Origin of the sequence: Pseudoalteromonas sp. L23 (assembly GCF_021728455.1) — a bacterium.
Taxonomy (GTDB): domain Bacteria; phylum Pseudomonadota; class Gammaproteobacteria; order Enterobacterales; family Alteromonadaceae; genus Pseudoalteromonas.
In genome coordinates, this window is sequence record NZ_JAKKCW010000013.1 from 81,112 (window position 1) to 103,430 (window position 22,319).

6 protein-coding genes are annotated in these 22,319 nt (G+C 45.9%); 2 read left to right on the forward strand and 4 right to left on the reverse strand.

The genetic code is table 11. The features are described from left to right. Positions 1-151: 151 nt before the first annotated feature. The 4 genes from L3V43_RS18825 to L3V43_RS18840 are packed head-to-tail and all read right to left on the reverse strand — an operon-like array spanning position 152 to position 18,205. A complete protein-coding gene (locus L3V43_RS18825; RefSeq protein ID WP_235368444.1) occupies positions 152-934 on the reverse strand; it encodes an alpha/beta fold hydrolase in 783 nt (260 codons plus the stop codon). Further along, positions 927-5,456 (reverse strand): non-ribosomal peptide synthetase, encoded by a 4,530-nt coding sequence (locus L3V43_RS18830; RefSeq protein ID WP_237117164.1) that lies wholly within the window; start codon positions 5,454-5,456, stop codon positions 927-929. The genes L3V43_RS18825 and L3V43_RS18830 overlap by 8 nt, the downstream gene beginning before the upstream one ends. After that, positions 5,453-15,205 carry a non-ribosomal peptide synthetase gene (locus L3V43_RS18835; protein WP_237117163.1) on the reverse strand — a complete coding sequence of 3,251 codons (9,753 nt, stop codon included), beginning with the start codon at positions 15,203-15,205 and terminating at the stop codon, positions 5,453-5,455. Before L3V43_RS18835 ends, L3V43_RS18830 begins: the two co-directional genes overlap by 4 nt. Positions 15,206-15,208: 3 nt before the next feature. Further along, entirely contained in the window at positions 15,209-18,205 is a 2,997-nt protein-coding gene (locus L3V43_RS18840; protein WP_237117162.1) for a salicylate synthase, read from the reverse strand. A 522-nt stretch (positions 18,206-18,727) separates the two neighbouring features. Here L3V43_RS18840 and L3V43_RS18845 point away from each other — a divergent pair. Both L3V43_RS18845 and L3V43_RS18850 read left to right on the forward strand, forming a co-directional pair. After that, entirely contained in the window at positions 18,728-20,542 is a 1,815-nt protein-coding gene (locus tag L3V43_RS18845) for an ABC transporter ATP-binding protein (protein ID WP_237117161.1), read from the forward strand. After that, complete coding sequence (locus L3V43_RS18850; RefSeq protein WP_237117160.1) at positions 20,543-22,294, forward strand: ABC transporter ATP-binding protein; 1,752 nt, start codon at positions 20,543-20,545, stop codon at positions 22,292-22,294. The last annotated feature ends 25 nt before the right edge of the window (positions 22,295-22,319 follow it).

Below are 22,319 nucleotides of genomic sequence, written 5' to 3' on the forward strand. Positions count from 1 at the left end.
TTAATAGGTACATTTTGCAATGCTTAAAAACCCAGCACTACCCACATCGGATTTGTAATCCCCAAAAGAGATAATTTTAACAGCGCTGGAAGAAGGAGCTGTGGGGCAGCTCCTAGTTTGAACAAACTTTACTCTCAAGGGGGATTGGTTACTAAGGTGCACACAACCATGTTTTTTGCACTGGGAACAGCGTCCCCAAATGGGTCAAAATAGCCTCAACATGATTGGCTAAGTAGAAATGGCCACCTTCATAGACCTCAATGTTGATGGGCTGACTACTCACTTGTTGCCAGGCTTGGGCTTCTTCGTAGGTGAGCTCGGTATCAGTTGACCCGAGCATCACGGTGATTGGAAGCTGCAATTTTGGTGCATTGAGGTTTGGTTGATAAGTCTCAATTAACTGGTAATCATTGCGCAGCAACGGCAACATCATCTCTAGTAGCTCTGGAAGGGCATTGAGATCAACCTCCGTACCATTGAGACGTTTAAGCTCATTAAGCATGACTTCATCAGGGGCCTTGTGTACTTCGGTCGCATGGTGGCAACTAGGTCCTTCAACAGCAGACACCACCAGTTGAGTTGGAGGCGGATAGCGATAGGCCTGAATGCGCATGGCAAGTTCGTAAGCGATACCGCCGCCCATACTATGTCCAAACAAGATATAAGGCTTGTTGAGTATTGCTTTAAGACCAGTGGCCAAGTTGCCGACCAAACGATCCATGTCCGAAATCAAAGGCTCAGCCATGCGGTTTTCACGACCTGGATATTGTACAACCACGACTTCTAAATCTGAGTCGGCGATATTAGCCCAGTGACGAAAGTAGCTTGCACTGCCCCCTGCATGAGGCAAAATGATTAACCGTTTAGAGGCATTGGGGCGTGCTTTAAAAATGCGGTAACAGGCACTGTTGTTGGTGTATGTGGTATTAAGCATTGTTGTACTTCTGTGTAAGTGGCTTGAGGTAATCGCGGCTGACCGCAAAGTTTGGGAGACTGAATTGGGCCAATATGGATTTTAGGTTATCTGTGGCGTATTGGTGGTGACCACCTGAGTCCATACCTTGCTTGAAGTAAAGCTCAACAAAGCTGCGCACAAAGTTGTCATTGAGTTTGTCTTTCCATGTTATAAAATCAAGTGGTTGAATATCGCAACCGAGTTCGTTAAACCAATTATAGATCTGTGCAACATCGGTACTTTGGTCTGACACTAAGTGGAAGTTACTGTTTTGGCCCGTCGCACCTTTCACTATGGCCGTGATGCAGGTTGCCACATAGTCTACGGGAACAATGTTTACCGCCAGCTCGGACGCAGGATAGGCGTGAATATTCAAGCAAGCACGATAAAATTTTAAGAATGCATCATCATTAATAAAGGGTGTTTCTGTGGTTGCCCAAGTGATGGTTCCGGGACGTAAAATATTGACTGGTACGCCGTGTCTTCTCGCTTCAGTAAATAAGGTTTCAGCCATAATTTTTGACTGCTCATACGTTAACTCCACTTCACGCCATGGCACCACTTGGGTATGTTCTACCACAGGCTGAGGTACATCACTTGGTAACGCGTGGTGTACTCCGATAGTAGAAATATAATGCACTGGCTTCACTTGATGCGAGCTTGCTAAGCGGATAATTTCACGGGCGCCTTCGACGTTGGTTGGGTAAAGAGCAGAAAGCGGATCCATGAGGTTAATGATCGATGCATTGTGAACTATCACATCCACTTGTGCACTTAGAGCTTGATAGTCTGTATTGCTTAAACCAAAGTAAGGCTCGGACATCGTACCGCTGATTATCTGAATACGCTCGTGAGGTATAGCTGTAGGCAGGCCTTTTTCTGCAGCGGCCTGCTCCAAGCGTGAGAATCCATGCTGAATATCATCACAGCGCATCAAGCATAGAATACGATAATCCGTAGTATCCAATATTTCGCGCAAAACATAGCTACCCAAATACCCCGTGCTGCCAGTCAATAATAGGGTTTTTGGTTCGGAATTCGAATCATACGGTAGGGCATCAGCAAGGTCTTCGAGTGCTTCAGTAGCCATGCTGTTTAAATCAATACTCTCAAGCCATGCTTGTTTTGCTTCATTTGCTTTTGCCAGTGCTTCGGACATTTCGCTGAATACGGCATGATTGAAAATCAGGTCAATATCTGCATCAAAGCCGGCTGCTAGAAATGCGCTTAGCAGGTTGATGGCATTTAAGCTGGTACCACCAAGTTGGAAAAAGTCATCGTGGCGCGATACCTCCGTCACGTTGAGTAAATCACGCCAGATTTGCGCCACGGTTTGCTCAACATGATTGTCAAATGGTGCTTCATATTGTGTTGCCAGTTGCTGCTGTAATTGCGTCAGTTGTACTTTAAGCTGTTTTCTATCAACTTTACTGTTTTGACTAAGAGGAAGTGTGTCTAAGGTAAAGAAATGCGTCGGTAACATGTATTTAGGCAACTTGTCATTAAGTAAGGTGCCCAACTCACTGAACATGATTTCGCTATCGGTTACTTCTTTGACAACCAGTGCCGCAGCTAAGTTACCATCAGTAGATAGATTGACCACCGCGACGTCTTTTACAGCTGGATGTGCGGCAATAGTTGACTCTATTTCACCCAACTCAATACGATGACCATTGATTTTGACTTGGCCATCTTCGCGCCCTTGAATGGCAATGATGCCGTCATCCATAATGCAGCCCAAATCGCCAGAGCGATAAAGCCTTTCACCTGTTTGTGGATGTTTAATAAATAGCTCAGCAGTTTTTTGTTTATCGTTTAAATACCCTAATGCCAAACCATCACCTGCAATATACATTTCGCCGGTGACCCAAGTTGGGCAAGGCTCTAGTCGGTCATTTAAAATGTGAATTTGGTGGTTTGCTAGTGGCTTACCATATGGTACTGAAGCAGCATCATCCGCGATGTCTTTGACAGTGTGCTGGACACACCAAATCGCAGTTTCTGTAGGGCCACCTTGGCTGTTCAGGTCAATATGAGGCAGTTGTTGGATTACTTGCTTTGCAAGTTGGACAGGGATCCAATCGCCAGAAAGCATGGCCAGCCTAAGTGTACTGAGCGTCTGATCTTCCGCCCATGGCAAACTGGTCATCAGCATTTGCATTTGCGCAGGCACCGAATTCCACAGACTGACCTGATGCTTGGCGATCACTTGATGCCAGTGGTTTGGATCTCCTCGCAGCTCTTGAGCTGGTAATACCAAAGTCGCCCCTGCTGAGAGTGTACCAAAGATATCCCAAACTGAGAGATCAAAGCCGTAGCTCACCAGTCCTAAGGTTTTATCTTTCGAGTTGACATCATACAGGCGATTAATTTCCAACACGGTATTCAGTGCTGCGCCGTGCGATAGCTGCACCCCTTTTGGCTGACCTGTCGTACCGGAGGTGTATATTACATAAGCTGGCGCTTCGACAAAAATTTGCTGCTGTCGACGTTGCGTGAATATTTCCAATAAACCTTGAAGGTCCTGCTGCGGAATAGCCGGTAGTAATTGATCAAATGCAATAACAGTGACATCAGAGCCAAAGTCTAGGTTAGCATATTGCAACTCTGTGAGTACGATTTTGGCACCTGAGTTAGCGATGATTGATTGCTGACGAGCAAGCGGGTGTTTTGCCTCAATAGGTACATACACACAATCGGCAAACAATACAGCAAACACTGCTGCAATTTGTTGTGTGCTTTTGTCTGATACGATTGCAATATGGTCGTTCGGTTTTACCGAGTCGACAAAGGTGAGCCTGATTTGAAGTGCCAACTGTGCAAGTTGTTGGTAAGTCATTTCGCCGTTTTGGTCGATCACCGCAATTTGATCTGGGGTATCTAGAACATGTCGTGCAAATCCAGAGTGCAAATATCCTTTAGCTTGTTCTGTTTTGGTGTCGTTTAGCGCGGTGATGTGTAGTTGCGTTTGCTTTGGCAAACTCACCGGGCTGGTGGACTGCCATAGTGCTTCATTATTAGCCAGCCCGTGTAATAGTTCACAAAATGCTTGATGTGCTTGCTCAATCACTCCAGCTTGGAAAATCCCTTGGCGGATATCCCAATCTACGATCAGCTCTCCACTGCGCTCCGTTGCTTGACAATCAAGCCAGACTTGTGGCGTTTGAGTAATTCCGTAACGCAACTGTGCATCATGCATAAATTGGTTGCTGTCTAACTCATCACCTGACAAACCAAGGGTGCTAGTGTAGACAATTGGTACTATGGTATTGCTTTGCTGTATTTGGTTCATAGCTCGTAATACTTCAACGCCAGTAAAGTCACTGTGTTCCAAATCACGCCAAAGTTGTTGCTGTAACTGACTTGCCCGCTTCGCGAAACCCGCTTGCGGATCTGGCGATACCCCTAACACGTTTACTGCGATAAAGTCGCCAACTACGCCACGGACATCTGGGTGCACATTGGCGCGATTCAGCATGGTGAGGTTTAAACAAAAATTAGGATGGCGAGACCAGCGTCCAATTACCTCTGTAAATGCGGCTAATACAAGGCTAGAAGGTGTTAGTTTGTGCCTTGCTGCTCGCTCGCCAAGGCGCTGCCAAAGGGTGGGGTCTAACTTAAAATGTAAGCGAGAAAACGCGACGCTTTCCTCGTTGCCTGTACTTTTTGCTCTTGGTAGCTCGGGAGGGGCTGGCAGCGTTTTAATGCGTTCTAGCCAATAGGCTTTGTGCTGTTCATAGCGCTGTGCTGTTTTAGGATGTTCTAACAAGGCTTTGCGTGCGATAACAATATCTCGGTACGAAACCCCCAGAGGCGCAAGAGCACGCGCTGGATGGTTATATAATTCACCGAGTTCGGCGAGCATAATTTGAATGCTAGCAAAATCGGCGATAAGCAAGTCGATAGAAAAATGCAGAATTGACCCTTCACCGGTTTGGCTAAGGTGTAAGTCATATTGTGGCCATTTATCCGGTTGATAGTGGCGGTGAGCCAACTGTTCACGCAGGCCTAATAATTTTTGCTGACGAGTTTGCTGGTCAAGCGCTGTAAATTCATGCACGCGGATCGCTTTTGGCGTAACCTGTGCGATAATTTGTTGAGTACCATCAAGGTTGATAATAGCGCGTAGCATATCGTGGCGCTCAACTAACTTGTGCCAAGCCGTTTGCAGGCGTTTTGCATCAATATTCGGTAGGTCCAACTCAATGTAACTATGACAGCCAACACCACCATACTCAACGGCATTGTTACGGCCAACTAAGTAAGCGACCTGTAAATCGGTTAGTGGAAACGGCTGATAGCGGTCTGCATAATTAGGCTCTATAGCTGCCATTACAGGGTCGCTTAAATAGTCGATAAGCGCTGCTTTGTTGTCTTGTAATTGTGTTTTTAGTGCTGGTGTCATTACTCCAGCAGGGGCCTTAAATTTTAAGTTGCCTTGATCGGCCCACAGGTAAACGCCGCGGCTTTCGAAGTCAGCGATAATACTGGCGATTGTCATAATGTACCCTCTTCAAATAGTTCATCTGTGTCAGAGGTTGTGCCGCTTAGGTCACGCCAAGCTTGTGTTATGGCATTAGCGAAGCTGGCAATACTTGGGGCGCTAAATAGTGCTGTAAGTGACACAGATGTTGGAATAATGTGTTGTTGTTGCAGTGTTTGGATAAGCTGTGTTGCGCTCAAGCTATCACCACCTATGGCAAAAAAGTCGTCGTGGCGAGAGAGCTGAGGGCGTTTTAAAAGTGATTGCCAGATTTTTGCAAGCTGTTCTTCAAGCTCACCTTCAGGCGCCTCGAACTCAGCTTGCTTTAGCTCCAATGCCATAAATTCATTGAGCAATTGCTTTCGGTCAATTTTACCGTTGGCGCTTAGCGGTAATGTCTCAAGTTCTAATAAATGGCTGGGCACCATGTATTCTGGAAGTTGCTGTTCCAGTTGTGCAGTAATTACCTGTGTATCTAGCGTGGCTTGGGCTTCCTTAACAAAGGCGGCAACGAGCTTTTTCGGCTCACCAATCGTTAGTGCAACACCGTGACTTAAGCCTTTAACCTGAGCCAAGGCGGCGTCGATTTCACCAAGCTCAATGCGATGTCCGCGAACCTTAACTTGGTGATCAATTCGGCCTAAGAACTCGAGGTTGCCATCCGGCCAGTAACGACCGCGGTCACCCGTGCGGTACCAACGCTTACCATCAGCCATCACAAAGCGCTGAGCTGTAAGTTTTTTGTCTCCTCGATAGGCAGTGGCAAGGCCCATACCGCCGATCCACAGTTCACCTGCAACCCAATCTGGACAATCACGGCCACATGGGTTTACCACACGATATGTTTGGTTCGGGAGCGGTTTACCGTATGGAATAGATGACCAATGTTCAGGCAACTCACCTTTTACCTCACAGCTGTTTGACCAAATGGCTGCTTCAGTGGCACCACCCATGGCAATTAATGGGATCTGTGAGTGAGTCTTGGCTTGTAATCTTGGCGGTAAATCTAGGCCAATCCAGTCACCCGATAGCATCACTTGCGAAAATGGCAGTGGGCGTGCATCGTTTTCAGCAACGACCAGTAGCATATCGAGCAATATCGGCACTGAATTCCAAGTAGTGACATGATGTTGATGCACTAGTTCAAGCCACGTAGCTGCGTCTCTACGGCTTTCCTCATTGAGTAATACAACACTGCCGCCAACGCTTAACAAGCCAAATAGATCGTATACCGAGAGATCAAAATCCAATGCAGAAACAGCAAGTACTCGGCTATTGCTGTTGATAGCATAGTGTCGATTTAGCTGGTCAATGGTATTTGCAGTCGCTTGATGACACATTTCGACCCCTTTGGGTTCACCGGTAGAACCTGAGGTAAAGATCACATATGCGGGTGCATCTGTTGCTACTGTCAAGGGGGTTGCCAGTGGCGTAAAGTCCTCTGCATCCGTTACATTGAAGCGAGTGACACCCTGCTCAACGTCTTGGTTGATGTGTGCTTCGTTCGTAAGTATCCAACGGATCCCCGCAGTGCGATGAATTTTCGCTTGACGGCTGGTGGGTTGATGAATACCAATTGGCACATAGCAGCCTCCAGCGGCCATAATGCCAAATACGGCAGCAACCTGATCTACCCCTCTTGGCAAGCTCACTGCCACCGCTTCACTTAGCGATAATCCTCGTTGAGTAAGTAAGTGGGCGATACGCAGTGCTTTATCTGCCAATTGGCCATAGGTTACTATTTGCTCATCAGCTATCAGCGCAACGGTATCGGGGTGCTGACGGGCATAGTCAAACATAGCCTGGTGTAAAGTACGAGGCGTTTGTTCAGCGTAGGTGCTGTTTACTCGGTCTCGCACCAACTGTTGAGATTTGGGTAATGCGTGGCTAAATGCTGTATCCGTTGAAATGGATACTTCGTCCAGTAATGTTAAGAAACGGCTAAACATATTGTCTAGCAACTCTGCTGGAAACAGTGCTTCTACGGCATCCCAAGATAGAATTAGCTCACCTTTGAACTCATACATTTGATGATCTAGCCAAACCTGTGGAGTTGCTGACAATCCGCCATCGGTAAATTGTGGTAAATCTTCATTGAAAGAGTCTGCCAGTAAGTCGTCAGCCATTCCTAATGTACTGGTAAAGACAATGGGCAATGCAGCTGCGGTGCGCCCCATAGTTCGGCTGCGCTCTCTTTGCACCCACACAGATGAGACTGCTCGGTGATCAAGTACATCAGCAAGTTGCTCTTGTAGTTGCTTTGCATGTTGAGCAATTGTGATGTGCTCATCAGGGTGGTAAGCAAGGGGGGCCAGAGACGTAAAATCACCAACAATACTGCCAACTTCTGGGTGTACATTTTGACGATCAAATAGAGTTACATTTAAGGTATGTGGATGGCCACCACTGTACTGACTGAGTACTTCCGCATAGGCACTCAGCACTAAAATACTTGGTGTTACATTTTGCGAGCGAGCCGCTTGTTTAATGGCTTGCCACTTGGCTTTTGGCAATCTTGCACTGCGGCGAGAGAATTCGCTGTGTTCAATTTGCAGTGGATCTTGTGCCAGTGGTAGTGCCGCAGCATCCGGCAAGGTAGATAAACGTTCTTGCCAGTATGCTTGGGCTTCATCTATGGCTTGCTGGCTATGTTGAACTTGGGTGACATAGTCTCTAAAGGTTGAGGAAAGTGGCGTTAGCTCAGTATCTGGCGCTTGGTATAAAGCAGCGAATTCGCGCAATAACAGCATGATGCTATAGCCGTCTAATGTCATGTAGTTAAACATCAAAGCAAGACGCGTACGCTCAGTTTCACCCGCTTGATATCTTGCAACTTTAATCGTTATCGCATCATGTAAATGTTGGCTATTTTTAGTTTGCCACCATGCGTGAATTTGCGTTCGTGCTTGGTCTAAACAGGTGTAAGTCATTGGATCGATATCCAATTTTGGTATGCCGCTGTGCTGCAACACAACCTGTTGGTTATTATCGCTCACTTGGGCGCGCAACATATCATGGCGTGCATACAGCTTTTTCCATGCGAGCATCATTCGCTCGGTATCAAGCGTTAAACTATCGAGTTCGAGTAAGTAGTGAGTGCCGCAATTAAGCGGGAAGCCCGGGGTTTGGCCTAACCAATAAGCACTTTGTACTTCAGTCAGTGCAAATGGTTCAAACTGATGTTCGGGTCTAGCTACAATTTGCTTGCACTGTGTGGCTTCATGCATCTCAAGTGTTGCTGCAAATGCACCAAGCGTTGGGCTGGCAAACAAAGTGCGTAAAGGTTGCTTGGTCGACAACCCTTGTTGGGCGAGCTGAGTTAGGAATTGGGTCGCGACCAGCGAATCGCCACCGAGTGCAAAAAAGCTGCTTTCTAGGCCAACATTGGCAACCCCAAGTAAGTCTTTCCAAAGCTGTGCAACTTGAAGTTCGTTATCTGTTTGTGGCGCTGTTACAGCCACTTCAACGCTAAGTTGGTCGTCAAACTGGGTAGCAAGTTGTTTTCTATCTACTTTCCCATTAGCGCTTAGTGGCAGTGCATCTACGGCTAAGAAGTGACTCGGTACCATATAATCTGGCAAAGAAAGAGCAAGTTCTGTTTTTACTGCATCGAGATCCAGTTTCGTGCTTTCATCCATTACCAGTGCAGCAACCAACATTTTAGGCTCGCTAATGGTTAATGCCACTCCACGAGAAATGCCTTTAATACGTGCGAGAGCCGTATCAATTTCACCCAGTTCAATACGATGACCGCGTACTTTCACTTGGTGATCTATACGCCCTAAGAACTCAAGGTTGCCATCTGGCCAGTATCTACCTCTATCGCCGGTACGATACCAACGAGTACCTTCGTGGTTGACAAAGCGCTCAGCTGTGAGCTTTTGATCTCCCCGATACGCACTAGCAAGGCCTGCACCACCTATCCATAGCTCACCTGCAACCCAATCTGGGCAGTCGCGTCCGTAGGCATCGACGACACGGTAGGTTTGGTTCGGTAGTGGTTTACCGTAAGGAATGGAGTTCCAGTGAGCTGGAATGTCGCCCTTTACCTCACAGAAATTCGACCAAATAGCTGCTTCTGTTGCGCCACCCATAGCGATAAGTGGAACTTCGGCTTTATTTTTGGCTTGTAAACGCGGTGGAATATCTAGGCCAATCCAATCACCTGACAACATCACTTGTTTGAAAGGCAGTTGCCTGTCATCTTGCTCTGCAACGATGAGCAACATATCCAGCAGGACGGGTACAGAGTTCCAGACAGTGATATTATGTTGGTGCACGAGCTGTAACCATTCGCTGGCATCGCGGCGGTTTTCATCACTGAGCAACACAACTTGGCCCCCCACACCGAGTAAGCCAAAGATATCGTATACCGACAAGTCGAAATCCACTGCAGACACTGCTAATACACAGCTATGTTTATCAATTTTATAGAGTTGATTGAGCTGATCTATGGTGTTTGCAGTTGCCTGATGGCACATTTCCACCCCTTTTGGTTCACCGGTCGAGCCCGAGGTAAAAATAATGTATGCAGGCTGCTCTGGTGATACTTCTATAGGCATTGCTTGTGGTGTACTTGCTGTAGCCACGTCCAACCTTATCACTGACTCGATGGATTCGACTTCTAAGTGATCACTGTCAGTAAGAACTAATCGGATCCCTGCTATACGATGTATTTTTGCCTGACGACTCGCAGGCTGATGGATCCCGATTGGCACGTAACAGCCGCCCGCAGCCATAACTCCCAAAATAGCCGCAATTTGATTTATGCCACGTGGCAAAGTGACTGCAACAGGTTCTGCTGGTTCGAGCTGATGTTGCTGCAATAGCGCTGCAATACAGAGCGCTTGCTCACATAGCTGTGCATAACTGACATGCGAGTTTTCAAATACCAGTGCCGTGTCGCCGGGGTTTTGCTGTGCGTGCGCAAAAATAGCATGGTGCAAAGTGCGTGGTGTTTGTGGGCGTTCGGTGTGATTTACCGCGAGACGTGTATGCGCTTGTGCATCAGGTAATGGTAAGGACAGCTCCTCTTCCCAACTGCTATGACACAGCTTTTCAAGCGCACCAACATAGCTGTTGAACATGTCATCAATCATACCGGCTGGGAAAAGTGCATCCACCGCATCCCAAGATAGAATAAGCGAACCATCAAATTCGTATAATTGATGGTCGAGCCAAACTTGCGGTGTTTGTGATAAACCTCCAGGTACAATCTTGGGGAAATCGCCGTTTGAGTTTTCAAACAAGCCGCCACCAAGACCCAAGGTGCTGGTAAATACCACAGGCAGCGCTGCTGATGTGAGTGTGCTATGGCGAGCTTGCTCGCGCTGGATCCAAATTGATGAAATTGCTTTGTGTTCAATAGCCTGTGCAATTTGCAGCTGCGCTTCCTGCGCTTGTACCAATAATGAGTTACCAATATTTTTACGAAATGCGATGGGGGCTAATGTGGTGAAGTCACCAAACACTTTATTGATATCCTCGTGCACGTCTTGGCGGTCAAACAGGGTTAAATTGAGCGTGTGATCACCTTCGCTCCAGCGTCTCAGCACATTGCTGTAGGCCGTTAATAGTAGTACTGAAGGGGTAATGCCATAGGATCTCGCTTTATTTTTAAGTGCTTGCCAAGTAGTCGCATCTAGTTGTGCTTCGCGGCGCACAAATTCAGGCTGAGTAATATTTTGTGGGTCTTGTGCCAGTGGTAATTGTGGCGCAGGTGGTAAGGTATTAATCTGTTCTCGCCAGTATGCTTGTGCAGCTATACGCTCTGCATCATTGTGTTGCACTTGGATCACGTAGTCTCTAAACGAAACATTAATCTCAGGCAAGTGATAAGCGGGATCGTTATAAAGGCTTGCAAGCTGATCTAGCAGCAATTTAATGCTAAACCCATCGAGCGTTAAGTAATCAAAAATGATCCCTAAACGGGTCTTATTAGTACCATAATTTACGGCGCAAATACGGTGATTAGGTAACGTCACTGACTCATTTTGGTGGTGGCTTTGTAGCGCCTGTTCACAAACTCTACACCAAAACTGGTGGAGATGATCCCGAGCAGCATTGGCGTGATTATTGGTTTCTGATTTCAAGCTCACTTGTGCAATAGACACCGCAGGTAAATGAGACAGCAGTTGTTGCTGACCGTCTGGTGTGATCACTGCTCGCAGCATCTCATGGTGCTCAACCAGTTGGTCCCAAGCTTTTGCCATACGTTGAATATCGACATTTTCTCCCTCCAACTCTAGCAAATACAAAGTGCTGCAGTTAAGCGGCAATCCCGGTGTTTGGCCCATCCAATAAGCACGTTGTACCTCGGTGAGAGGGAATGGTGCATAACGATTATCTAGATCTGCCACTATTTCGAGTTTTGTTATCGGCGCGATGCTTTCTAAACGCGCTGCGTAGGCGCTTAATTGAGGAGATGAGAATAAGTCGGGCAGTGGTTTTGGAGATGCCAAACCTTGTTGTTTGAGCTTTGCAATAAGCTGAGTCGCAATTAAGCTATCTCCACCTAACTCGAAGAAATGGCTTTGCTGACCGATTTGCTCAACCCCCAGTAAAGACCGCCATATATTGGCAAGGCATTTTTCGTTGTCTGTTTGCGGCGCGGTTAAACTCAACGCACACTGCTGCTGCGTGGCAGCCAGCTGGTTGACAAGTGCTTTTCGGTCTATTTTACCATTGCTACTGAGTGGCAGCTGCGGTGCAAATTCGATATGGCTTGGCACCATATAATCTGGCAGTAGCTTGTGTAATTGGCGTTGTATGGCGGCGCTGTCTAACGTGCTTTGAGCAGCTAAAACCACAACACTCGCTAGGCTCTTAGGCTCGCCAATGGTCAAGGTAACAGCGCGCTGAACACCATTAATATTGGCAAGGGCTGTATCAATTTCACCCAACTCAATACGATGCCCGCGTATTTTAACTTGATGATCGATGCGTCCTAAAAACTCGAGGTTGCCATCAGGCCAGTAACGACCTTGGTCGCCAGTGCGATACCAACGCTCGCCATGTTGCTCAACGAAGCGTGCCGCCGTTTGCGTGCTATCACCACGATAACAAGTTGCTAGACTAATACCGCCGATCCATAGCTCACCAGGAACCCAGTCTGGGCAATCTTGACCGTGCTTATCAACAACGCGATATTTTTGGTTTGGCAGAGGTTTACCGTATGGGATTGAGTGCCAATGCAGTGGCAGTGGTGAGCGAACTTCACACCGGTTTGACCAAATCGCTGCTTCTGTTGCGCCACCCATTGCAATAATAGGTGGATTGGTGGCGCTGATATGTTGTAGCCGAGGAGGAAGGTCTAAGCCTATCCAATCACCAGACAACATCACCTGCTCAAAGTGCAGTTGGCGGCTATCTTGTTCCGCCGTGGTCAAAAGCATATCTAGCAATATCGGAACAGAGTTCCAAATAGTTACCTTGTGTTGATGTACCAGCTCAAGCCATGCTTGTGCATCACGGCGCTGCTGCTCATCAATAACGACTAGCTGTCCGCCAACACTTAACAAACCAAAAATATCATATACAGAAAGGTCAAAATCAAGCGCTGAAACCCCGAGCGCACAGCTATCTTGGCCAATTTGATAGTCTTTATTGAGCTGATAAATGGTATTGGCAGTGGCCTGATGACTCATTTCAACCCCTTTGGGTTCACCTGTAGAGCCCGAGGTGAATATGATATAGGCGGGATTTGCAGGGTCTGTGATAACAGCTGATTCTAGTGGCTCAGCTAAAAGCGCTTGTTGAATATCAATACATTTTACTGCTGGGTCATGTTCTGGATCGTCACCAATAGCAATTGCTAGCTTGACCTCTGCGGTTCGATGGATCTTTTCTCGCCGTGATTGAGGCTGGTGAGGTCCTATAGGCACATAACAGCCACCGGCTGCCAGTATTCCAAGTATCGCTATGATCTGCTCAGCGCTTCTGGGTAATGTTACGGCTACAGGTTCTGCACCATTCAGCCCTTGGCGCTTCAAATAAGCGGCTATGCGTAGCGCTTTTTCAGCGACGGTGCGATAGCTTAACCGTTCGCTGTTGAATATTAATGCAGTCTTATCTGGGTGTACCTGAGCACCTCTAAAAAATGCTTCATGCAATGTATGTGGGGTATAAGGTGCGACGGTGTTATTGGCTGCTTTGCGTTGGATTTGCTGATACTCTGGCAGGTCAATAAGATGTAATGCGTGCCATGCACTGCTATTTGCCGCTAGGTTTTCAAGTAATGCAACATAGCTTGCAAACATGGAATCAATTAGCGACTCTGGGAAAATCTCATCCACAGCATCCCATGCCAGCATCAAACCTTCATCAACTTCATACACTTGATGGTCTAACCACACTTGCGGCGTTTGCGAGATCATATAGTTAAATTGACCTAATACCGTGTCTTGTTGCGACAGAAGTGGGGTGCCTAAGTTACAGGCAAATACGATAGGTGCGCTCACACCCTGTGCATAACCGTGTTTTACTAAATCGCGTTGGATTTGAACTGCGGAATAATCACTGTGTGCAACGTTTTGGTGAAACTGGCTTTGTATTGCTTTCGTATGATCAATAAAACCTTTTGCTTCACTAAAATCACAATCTAAAAGCAATAGATTGGTGAAGTCGGCAACCATGTTTTCAATGCCTGGATGCTGAGTTTTGCGATCAAAAAGAGGTAAGTTCAGCGTGAATTTCTGCTCGGCACTAAATTTGGCAAGTACGTACGCATAACTAGTGACGAGCAACATAGCGGGCGTCACTTGATGCTGTTGTGCGGTATTTTTAAGCGTCTTCCACTGGTACTGGCTCAAGGTGTGCAAACGGCGAGAAAATGTTGGTCGAGTGATCGCTCGAGGGTCGCAACGAAGGGGAAGCTGTGGGCCCGAAGGTAGGGTTGCTAAACGCGTTTGCCAATAAGCTTTGTCTGCTTCAAACTTATCTTTATTTTGTGCATTTTCAAACGCTAGGTACTTTGCGAAGCTCCAGTGTGGATCCGTGTTGAGTGTACCGCCATGATAAAGCACTGCAAGATCTTTCAATAAGATATTTAAGCTCTGTACGTCAGCGATCAGTAGGTCTACATCAAAGTGGATCCGACATTTTCCGTCGGGAAGTAAACTCAATTCCAGCCCTAGGGTTTGACCATACTCAATACCTAATTTTCGGTGTGATAGACGGCTGCGAATTTGTTCTACCGCTTTAGTTGCCTCATCAAGAGTTAGTGACCTAAAGTCGTTAATTGCAAGCCCCGGAGTGGGAAGCTGTGAATGCACTTGCTGGGTACCAGAATCAGTAAACTGCGCACGTAGCATGGGATGATAGTAATAAAGTGCATGCCAAGCTTGTTCGAGCCTAATTGGATCGATGTCTTGATTGTCTATTTCCAGATAGGCGTGACAACCGACGCCACCTAGCTCTTGCTCATCTTGGCGACCAATCCAATAGGCATATTGCACGTCAGTGAGCTCAAACTCTGCGTAGGGATCTATATCGGGTAGTTTAGGGGCTTCAGTAACTTCGACATCAGTATCAATTTGCGTGCATAAAAGTGTTATCCAGTCGCTAAGAACTGGTTGTTCAATCAGTTTTGAAAAGGTCACTTTTGCGCCTTGTTTTCGCCACTGATTGACCAAACGCATCATATGCATTGAGTCTAAGCCAAGTTCAATAAGGTTGGCATCTAGCTTGTCTTCAAGCGGTGTTTGCACAAACGCTTGTACATGTTTTAACAGCTGTTTCTTATTTAGGGGGGTCTTTACCTGTGCCATGTGTTAGCCCTGCGCCTCTTCTAACGTTTTTTCATCAATTAGGTAGTTGGCGATGCAACTGAGTTTTTCGATGGTTTCTGTCAATTCACGCTCAGGCTTAGATTGATCAATGACACCAGCGCCAGCTTGTAGCCATGTACTGTTATTGGCGCGATAAATTGAACGCAGCACTAAAGCTGAGTCCATAAACCCGTCATTATCTACAATCATTACACAGCCGCTGTACCAATCTCTGCTATTTGGTTCAAGGCGCAATATGGCTTCTATGGCCTCACGTTTTGGGATCCCTGACGCCGTAACCGCAGGGAAGAGCGCTTGAAATGCATGCCATGGGTTTTTACCATTACTTAGTTGGCCGCAGACGCGAGAGGCTAGGTGTTGTACACTGCCGCGACGGCGCACAGCCATAAATTCACTTACCGAAATTGAACTGGGTTCACATATTTGCTCCAATTCTTCTTGGGCTAATTTTACTGATACAGCGTGCTCGGCTATTTCTTTGGTGTCGTTAAGAAGTTCTTCTCGCAGCTGCTGCTCTTCTTGTGGCGAGTTACCAAGTGAGCGAGTACCAGCTAGAGGCTGTGTGCTGATATATCCCTTGTTGCTGGCTTCAAGTAGGGTTTCTGGGCTGAAACCTGCAATTGAAAAGTCGTTTAGCTGGTAGAGGAATGAGCGTGCAGGGGAATTATGTAAACGGCCGTAGCGGAAGCTCTTATTCAAGCAAATGCTGTCCGGTACATGAATACGGCGAGACAAGATCACTTTTTGATATTGCCTGTTGCAAATTTCTTCAATGGCTTTAGCAACCGATGTTTTATATTCATCTTTATATTGCGTGTTGATCTGTGGTGTTTTTAGAGGCTTAAAGGCAGCCGTACTTTCCGTTTGTACGCATGATGTATCTGCTTTTAACACTAATGTTTCAAGCGCTTTGAGGTCAGCCTCAGTCAACGCGCGCAATGTCGCTTTATTTGCTTCAAGGCGTACCTCTAGTTTTGGCACAAATAATTGCAAAGACTTTTCATGCTCAGTACATGTTTGAATACCGTGAAATACGCTGGCTAGTTCAAACTTAGCTACGCCATATAAGCGCCAGTTTTCGAATTGAATACTTTGCAGGGCCTGCGCCATCAGCTCGGGAAAAGGCTTGCCATTAAAGTGTTTTGTCTTTTCACCTTGTTGTAAGGTTATTTCGTTGCCGTTAGAGTGCAGTTCAGCTACTTTGCCAAGGCCAACAGACCAAGCAGATTTACACTCGTATACGGCTTTAAATGGATGATTACTGAGCTCAGAAATACTCGGGGCTAACTGCGCTAAAGTTGACTGGACAGAGATGGTTTTTTCAACATAGGGTATTGGTTTTAACTGATTCATGGTGGTCTCTACATACTCATCTTCAGCACGTTTTATTAGTGCTTTTTTATTGATCTTTCCTATAGCAGTGAGTGGCCAAAAGCTGAGCGAAATGATTTGATCTGGATATTTAAAGCGTGCTACCTGCTGTTCTTGCAGTAGTTGATAAACCTCACTGAGGGAAACAGGTTGACTAGAAATAATGCAAGCACAGCTACGTTCGCCAAGATATGCGTCTGGTACGGGCACTAGTATGGCTTCATCAATATAGGGGTGGGAGAGCAGGCGTTGTTCTATTTCTGCGACAGCGATTTTTTCTCCTGCTCGGTTAATCTGTTCTTTGATCCGCCCTTCAACAATTAGGTTACCAGCTTGGTTCATACGTACTAAATCACCCGTACGGTAAAAGCCATCGGCGGTAAAGGTTGTTTGGTTATGTGCTTGTGCTTTGTAGTAACCCGCGATGGTATAAGGACCTTTGGTTTGCAGCTCACCAACGCTACCTCGAGCGACGGGGTTGCCTTGTTCGTCAACAATGCGTATTTGATCGAGGTCGCAAAGTGGGCGGCCTTGGGTATGCATCACTTCATTTAACGGATCATCCAGGCGGGTGAAGCACAGTAATCCCTCGGCCATACCAAACACTTGTTGCAGTTGACAACCAAGTACATCAGGCACTTGTGTCGCTTGCTCGGCAGTGAATTTAGCACCACCCACTTGCAGCAGTTGCAGGCTACTTATATCGGTGTCATCCCATTGTTTAGCCTCAAGCCATAGTTTCGTTAAAGCGGGTACCAAAGCGGTGTGAGTAACTTTGTGTTGTTCTATAAGTGGAAACGCTTCGTCTGGCCCAGGTGTTGGACACAGCACCACTGTTCCACCCTGACAAAGCGTGCCAATGATCCCGGGACATGCCAAAGGGAAATTATGGGCGATTGGTAAAACCGCTAAATAAGTGGTTTGCTCATCAAATTGACATAGCTTGGCAGAAGCTTTGGCATTGAAGTAATAGTCATTGTGACTGCGTGGAATAAGTTTAGGGGTACCTGTAGTACCACCAGAAAGCAACATGAGTGCCGTGGATGTTGGATCAATATTAGAAACCTGCATGGGCTCGGTGCTGTCTAACTGAGAAAGGGATGTATACGGGGTATCGCTTGGTGTATCACTCGTGACCAAGACATGCTCAATACTTGAACATTTGGACACAATACGTTGGGCCATGGCAATATAATCGTGACCCAAATAACTGCTTGGCACTACGTATGCTACAGGGTTACTGAGTTCACACAACGCTACAATATCGGACTCACGCTGCGCGGGCATGGCCAAAATTGGGATGACACCTAATTGGAACATTGCGAAGCAACTAATTACAAAATCGAGAGAATTAGGCAATTGCATCATCACGTGGTCGCCGGCTTTTAAGCCGATATTGCAAAATCCAGCACGGCGCGCTATCACGCGTTGCTCAAATTGAGCGTAAGTGAGCTCAGTTTCACCTTCAATCAGGGCGACGTTATCTGAAAATTGAGACCGCCAATCGGCGACAAGGGAACCAAGACTTTGTTGCTGCCAAATATTTTTTTCAATATAGAGGTCTTGCTCAGCTTTCAGTCGGACTGGCGTATCAGTTGTTGTTTTCACTATTGTTCTCCGGTTATGAAGCACGGTCGCGGTTTATTTTTTGAGTCGAGGCAACTGCGAGTGTTATTTGTCATGAAGTTTTTTTTCTTGCCCAAAAAATATGTTTTTGGACAATTTGTTCCCACCCCAAAAAGTTGTTGTATGCCCCTATCGGTAATTTTTTCGGGAAAATTTGCGTGGATATCAGAGAACTTATACTTATTTCCGATCTGGGGGATATTGAACGGATAAGGGGAGCGTTGTCAGGGTTGCTGCAATAGGCTTAGCGCTATTTTTTATTGTGCTTAGATAAATCACGGTGTGGTAAAAGTGGCAGCATAAACCAGAGATACAAACTAGGTATTTGTTCTAGTCTTTAATGATTGACTCTGCTGTTCAAGTTGCACGTTTGGTTGATATAAACCTGATATCTCTAAAAGCTATGGGATCGGCAAGAGCATATTTGCGTTGTTGCACGATTTTAATACCGCTTAGGGTTAGTTTATACGACAGATTTTTAACCGCATTTAAAGGAGTAGGTATATGCGTGTTGAATCGCATGAAACCGAGGGACATTGCAGTCCCTGGTCAATTATTTTTGCTATCTGTGCACCTTATAAAGGCAAAATGTTGATAGCTTTTAGCCTAATGGTGCTTGTCACTTTGCTTGAAATCGTGCCTGTGTATTTGTTATTTCTTTCTATTCAAGCCTTACTTAATCCTTTATCGGCTTCGATTGAACAATTGTTATGGATTGCTGCAGGGATTTGTGGCGCGATTTTATTGAAATCAGGGTGTGCTATGGGCGCCTATTACTTCAGCCACCAAGTCTCTTTTAAGGCGCTCACTAAAGTTAGAATGACACTCGCAACCCAATTGGCAAATATGTCGTTGCTATGGCTCAGTGCTCAAAACCCCGCCGTTTTAAAACAAAATATATTGCAAGATGTTGAGCATATTGAAAACTTTATAGCCCATCAAAGTGTTGAGTTGTTTAACGCAATCCTTACACCTTGTGTCGTCTTTACGGTGATCGCATTTATAGATTGGCGGCTTGCACTCAGTGCGGTTGTTGTTGTGCCGCTAGCATTTTTTGTTAGTGGTTTATTTATGCATAAAACAGCAGGTCAGTACGAGCGGTTTAGCCTTGTGTCAGAGGATTTGACCACGACACTAAGTGACTACGTTAAAAATATGCCGTTGATGAAGCTATATAATTTAGACAGTAAACGATTTGCCGTTTTAAATCGAAAGTTGGATCAATACCAAAAGTTGGTACTCGAACTCACCGGCCAAACGGTACCTGGCTGGACGTTATACACCGCATTGCTGAGTGGATCTTTTGTTTGCTTGCTACCCGCAGCGATTAGTTTACATAGTGCGCAAAGTGTCACTACTGAGCAGGTTATTTTAAGTATATTACTGGCTGTTGGCATGCTTAACCCAATCATCAAAGTGAGTCGTTTTTTTATGGAAGCAAACGAGTTACTAGCTGGCGTTAAACGGATCACGCCTATCTACATGGCGCGCTTTTCTAATTCAGCTAGCACACCTGTTAAAGTTGATAAAAGGTTGCCGCTGATGCAGTTTCATCACGTGGATTTTGCTTACCAATCTCATCAGGTTTTGGCGGGCGTGCACTTTAAGCTAGTACCCAGTTCATTGAATGTTATAGTCGGTGCATCTGGTAATGGTAAATCCACGCTTGCGATGTTGGCATGTGGTTTATTGTCTCCTTCATCAGGTAAAGTGCAACTATTCGGGCAGGATGTGTGTTTAATGAGTGACAGTGTCCGATCACACTTTATGAGTGTGGTGACGCAAGAGTGTTATTTATTTGAGGGTACCCTACGAGACAATATTTTGTTTGGCCGTAACCATATTAGCTCCGATGCGATAGAGCGCGCCATTATGGTCGCTCAACTAAAGCTTTGGATAAGTCAATTGCCTGATGGCCTCGAAACCCAGGTACAAGTACGCGGACAAAATTTGTCTGGGGGAGAAAAACAACGTATTGCTATTGCACGTGCTTTGGTGGCCGAGCCCCCTTTGGTGATTTTAGATGAAGCTGCGGCCGCAATGGATAATGTGACACAATCTAAATTCTATCAGGCTATTCAAACGTACTATCCAAACACCACTTTCTTGGTGATCACCCACAAGTATTTAGGTCTTGAAAATATCGGTCAGATCCTTGTCTTGAAAGAGGGGAAAATTGTCTCACAGGGAACTCATGGCGAATTGTTGTCGAATTGTGATTATTATCGTCACAGCTGGTTGCTACAACAAAGCGAAGGAGAGCAACAAAGTCCGATGAAAGACTCGTCAAATTTCCAACCTATACATTATGAGATTTAAATGGACAGACAAGCATTATTGAGTATTGGTCGTGTGATAGAGCATGCAAGCTCTGGCAAGTGGCGCTTTTATACTGGCGTTGTTTTTCGAGTGTTGGAACGTAGTGTGGCAATTGCACCGCTGCTGTTATGTTTCCACTGGCTACAACAGCAGTTTTTAACCACGCCAAAAATGATGCCTTGGCTTTCAACACCTGTGGATTATTTGATGGCGCTAGGTTGTTGCTTTGTGATGCAACTGATATGTGCATATATAGGCCAGTATCAGAGCTTTGTCGGCAGTTATCAGGTTGTTCATGCGTATCGTATTAAATTGATTAATCATGTACGACATCTGCCTCTTGGTCGTGTGCGACGCACCCATAGCAGTGAGTTTTTAGAAATGCTCACTGAGGATATAAAGAAAATTGAAGGTATTTTTTCCCATATCGCTCCCGATCTGATTTCTGCTTTGGTGACACCTGTGATTGGTCTAGTGGTGATGTTATTTATCAATCCTATTTATGCCCTTAGTGCATTGATACTATTGCCTTTAGCATTTTGGGTAATGGAGGTGTCGAAACGAAAGTTTGTGCAAGTCGCTAGCGCTAAGCAGCAATCATATCGGCAAAGTGCCAGCACTATTACCGATTATATTGAAGCGTTAAAAACCCTCAAGTTATATGACCAAGCACAAACATGGTTGTCCCATCTTGCCAAGCAGCTAGAGAAAACAAAGCAGCATAGCCTACAAGTGGAAATGTGGGGAGCCGGCCCCGTATTAACCTATCGCATAGTGCTAAATATGGTGCTCAGTATGTTTGTGATAATGCTAGCCATAGCCTTACCCGAGCAGCGTTTTTCAGGCGTAGATTTTACCACTATTCTATTTGCCCTGCTGCTAATCAAACTACTTGAACCCCTTCAAGAAGTTGGCGAATATCTAACGGTTTTACGTCTGGCTATGCAGTCTGAGCGCAAGCTTGAGGTTATTCTAAATGAGCCTGTGTTGGTAGAGCCAGATAGCCCCCAATTACCAAGCAATTTTGATATAGAGTTTGAGCGAGTATCGTTTCAACACGGGGCTAAAAAGGTCATAGATGATGTGAGTTTTTGTGTGCCACAAGGCACGACAATGGCCATTGTCGGTGCATCTGGTAGTGGCAAGTCTACATTATTAAATTTGTGTGCCCGCTTTTTTGACCCTAATTCAGGTTGTGTGAAAATCGGTGGCCTAGATCTTAAAGATATTGGCTCCAAGGGCGTGCATCAGTTAGTTAGTATGGTGTTTCAAGATATTCAGTTAATCGATGCCAGTATTGTTGAAAACATTCGTATTGGTCGGCTAGATGCCAGTGATGAAGAAGTAAAAGATGCGTGCAAAACGGCTAACTGCTTAGAGTTTGTTGATACGTTACCAAATGGCATAAACACCCGAGTAGGCGATGGTGGTTTATTGCTATCTGGCGGTCAAAGACAGCGTATTGCAATTGCCCGAGCACTATTAAAAGATGCACCTATTGTACTACTTGATGAAGCCACAGCCTCACTTGATCCTATTACTCAATCAGAGGTAATCATCGCCATGAATAACCTGTTGCAAAATCGTACCGTGGTGACCATTGCACATCGGCTTTCTAGTATAGAGGGTGCTGATCACATTATTGTACTTGAGCAAGGTAAAGTAGTGGAGTCGGGTTGTCACCATCGCCTGTTAGCGCAGAGGGGGCACTATACATATCTTTGGAATACGCAGGCTATGCAATTTGTGTAAAAGGAGTTTGTATTGCCATCATCAA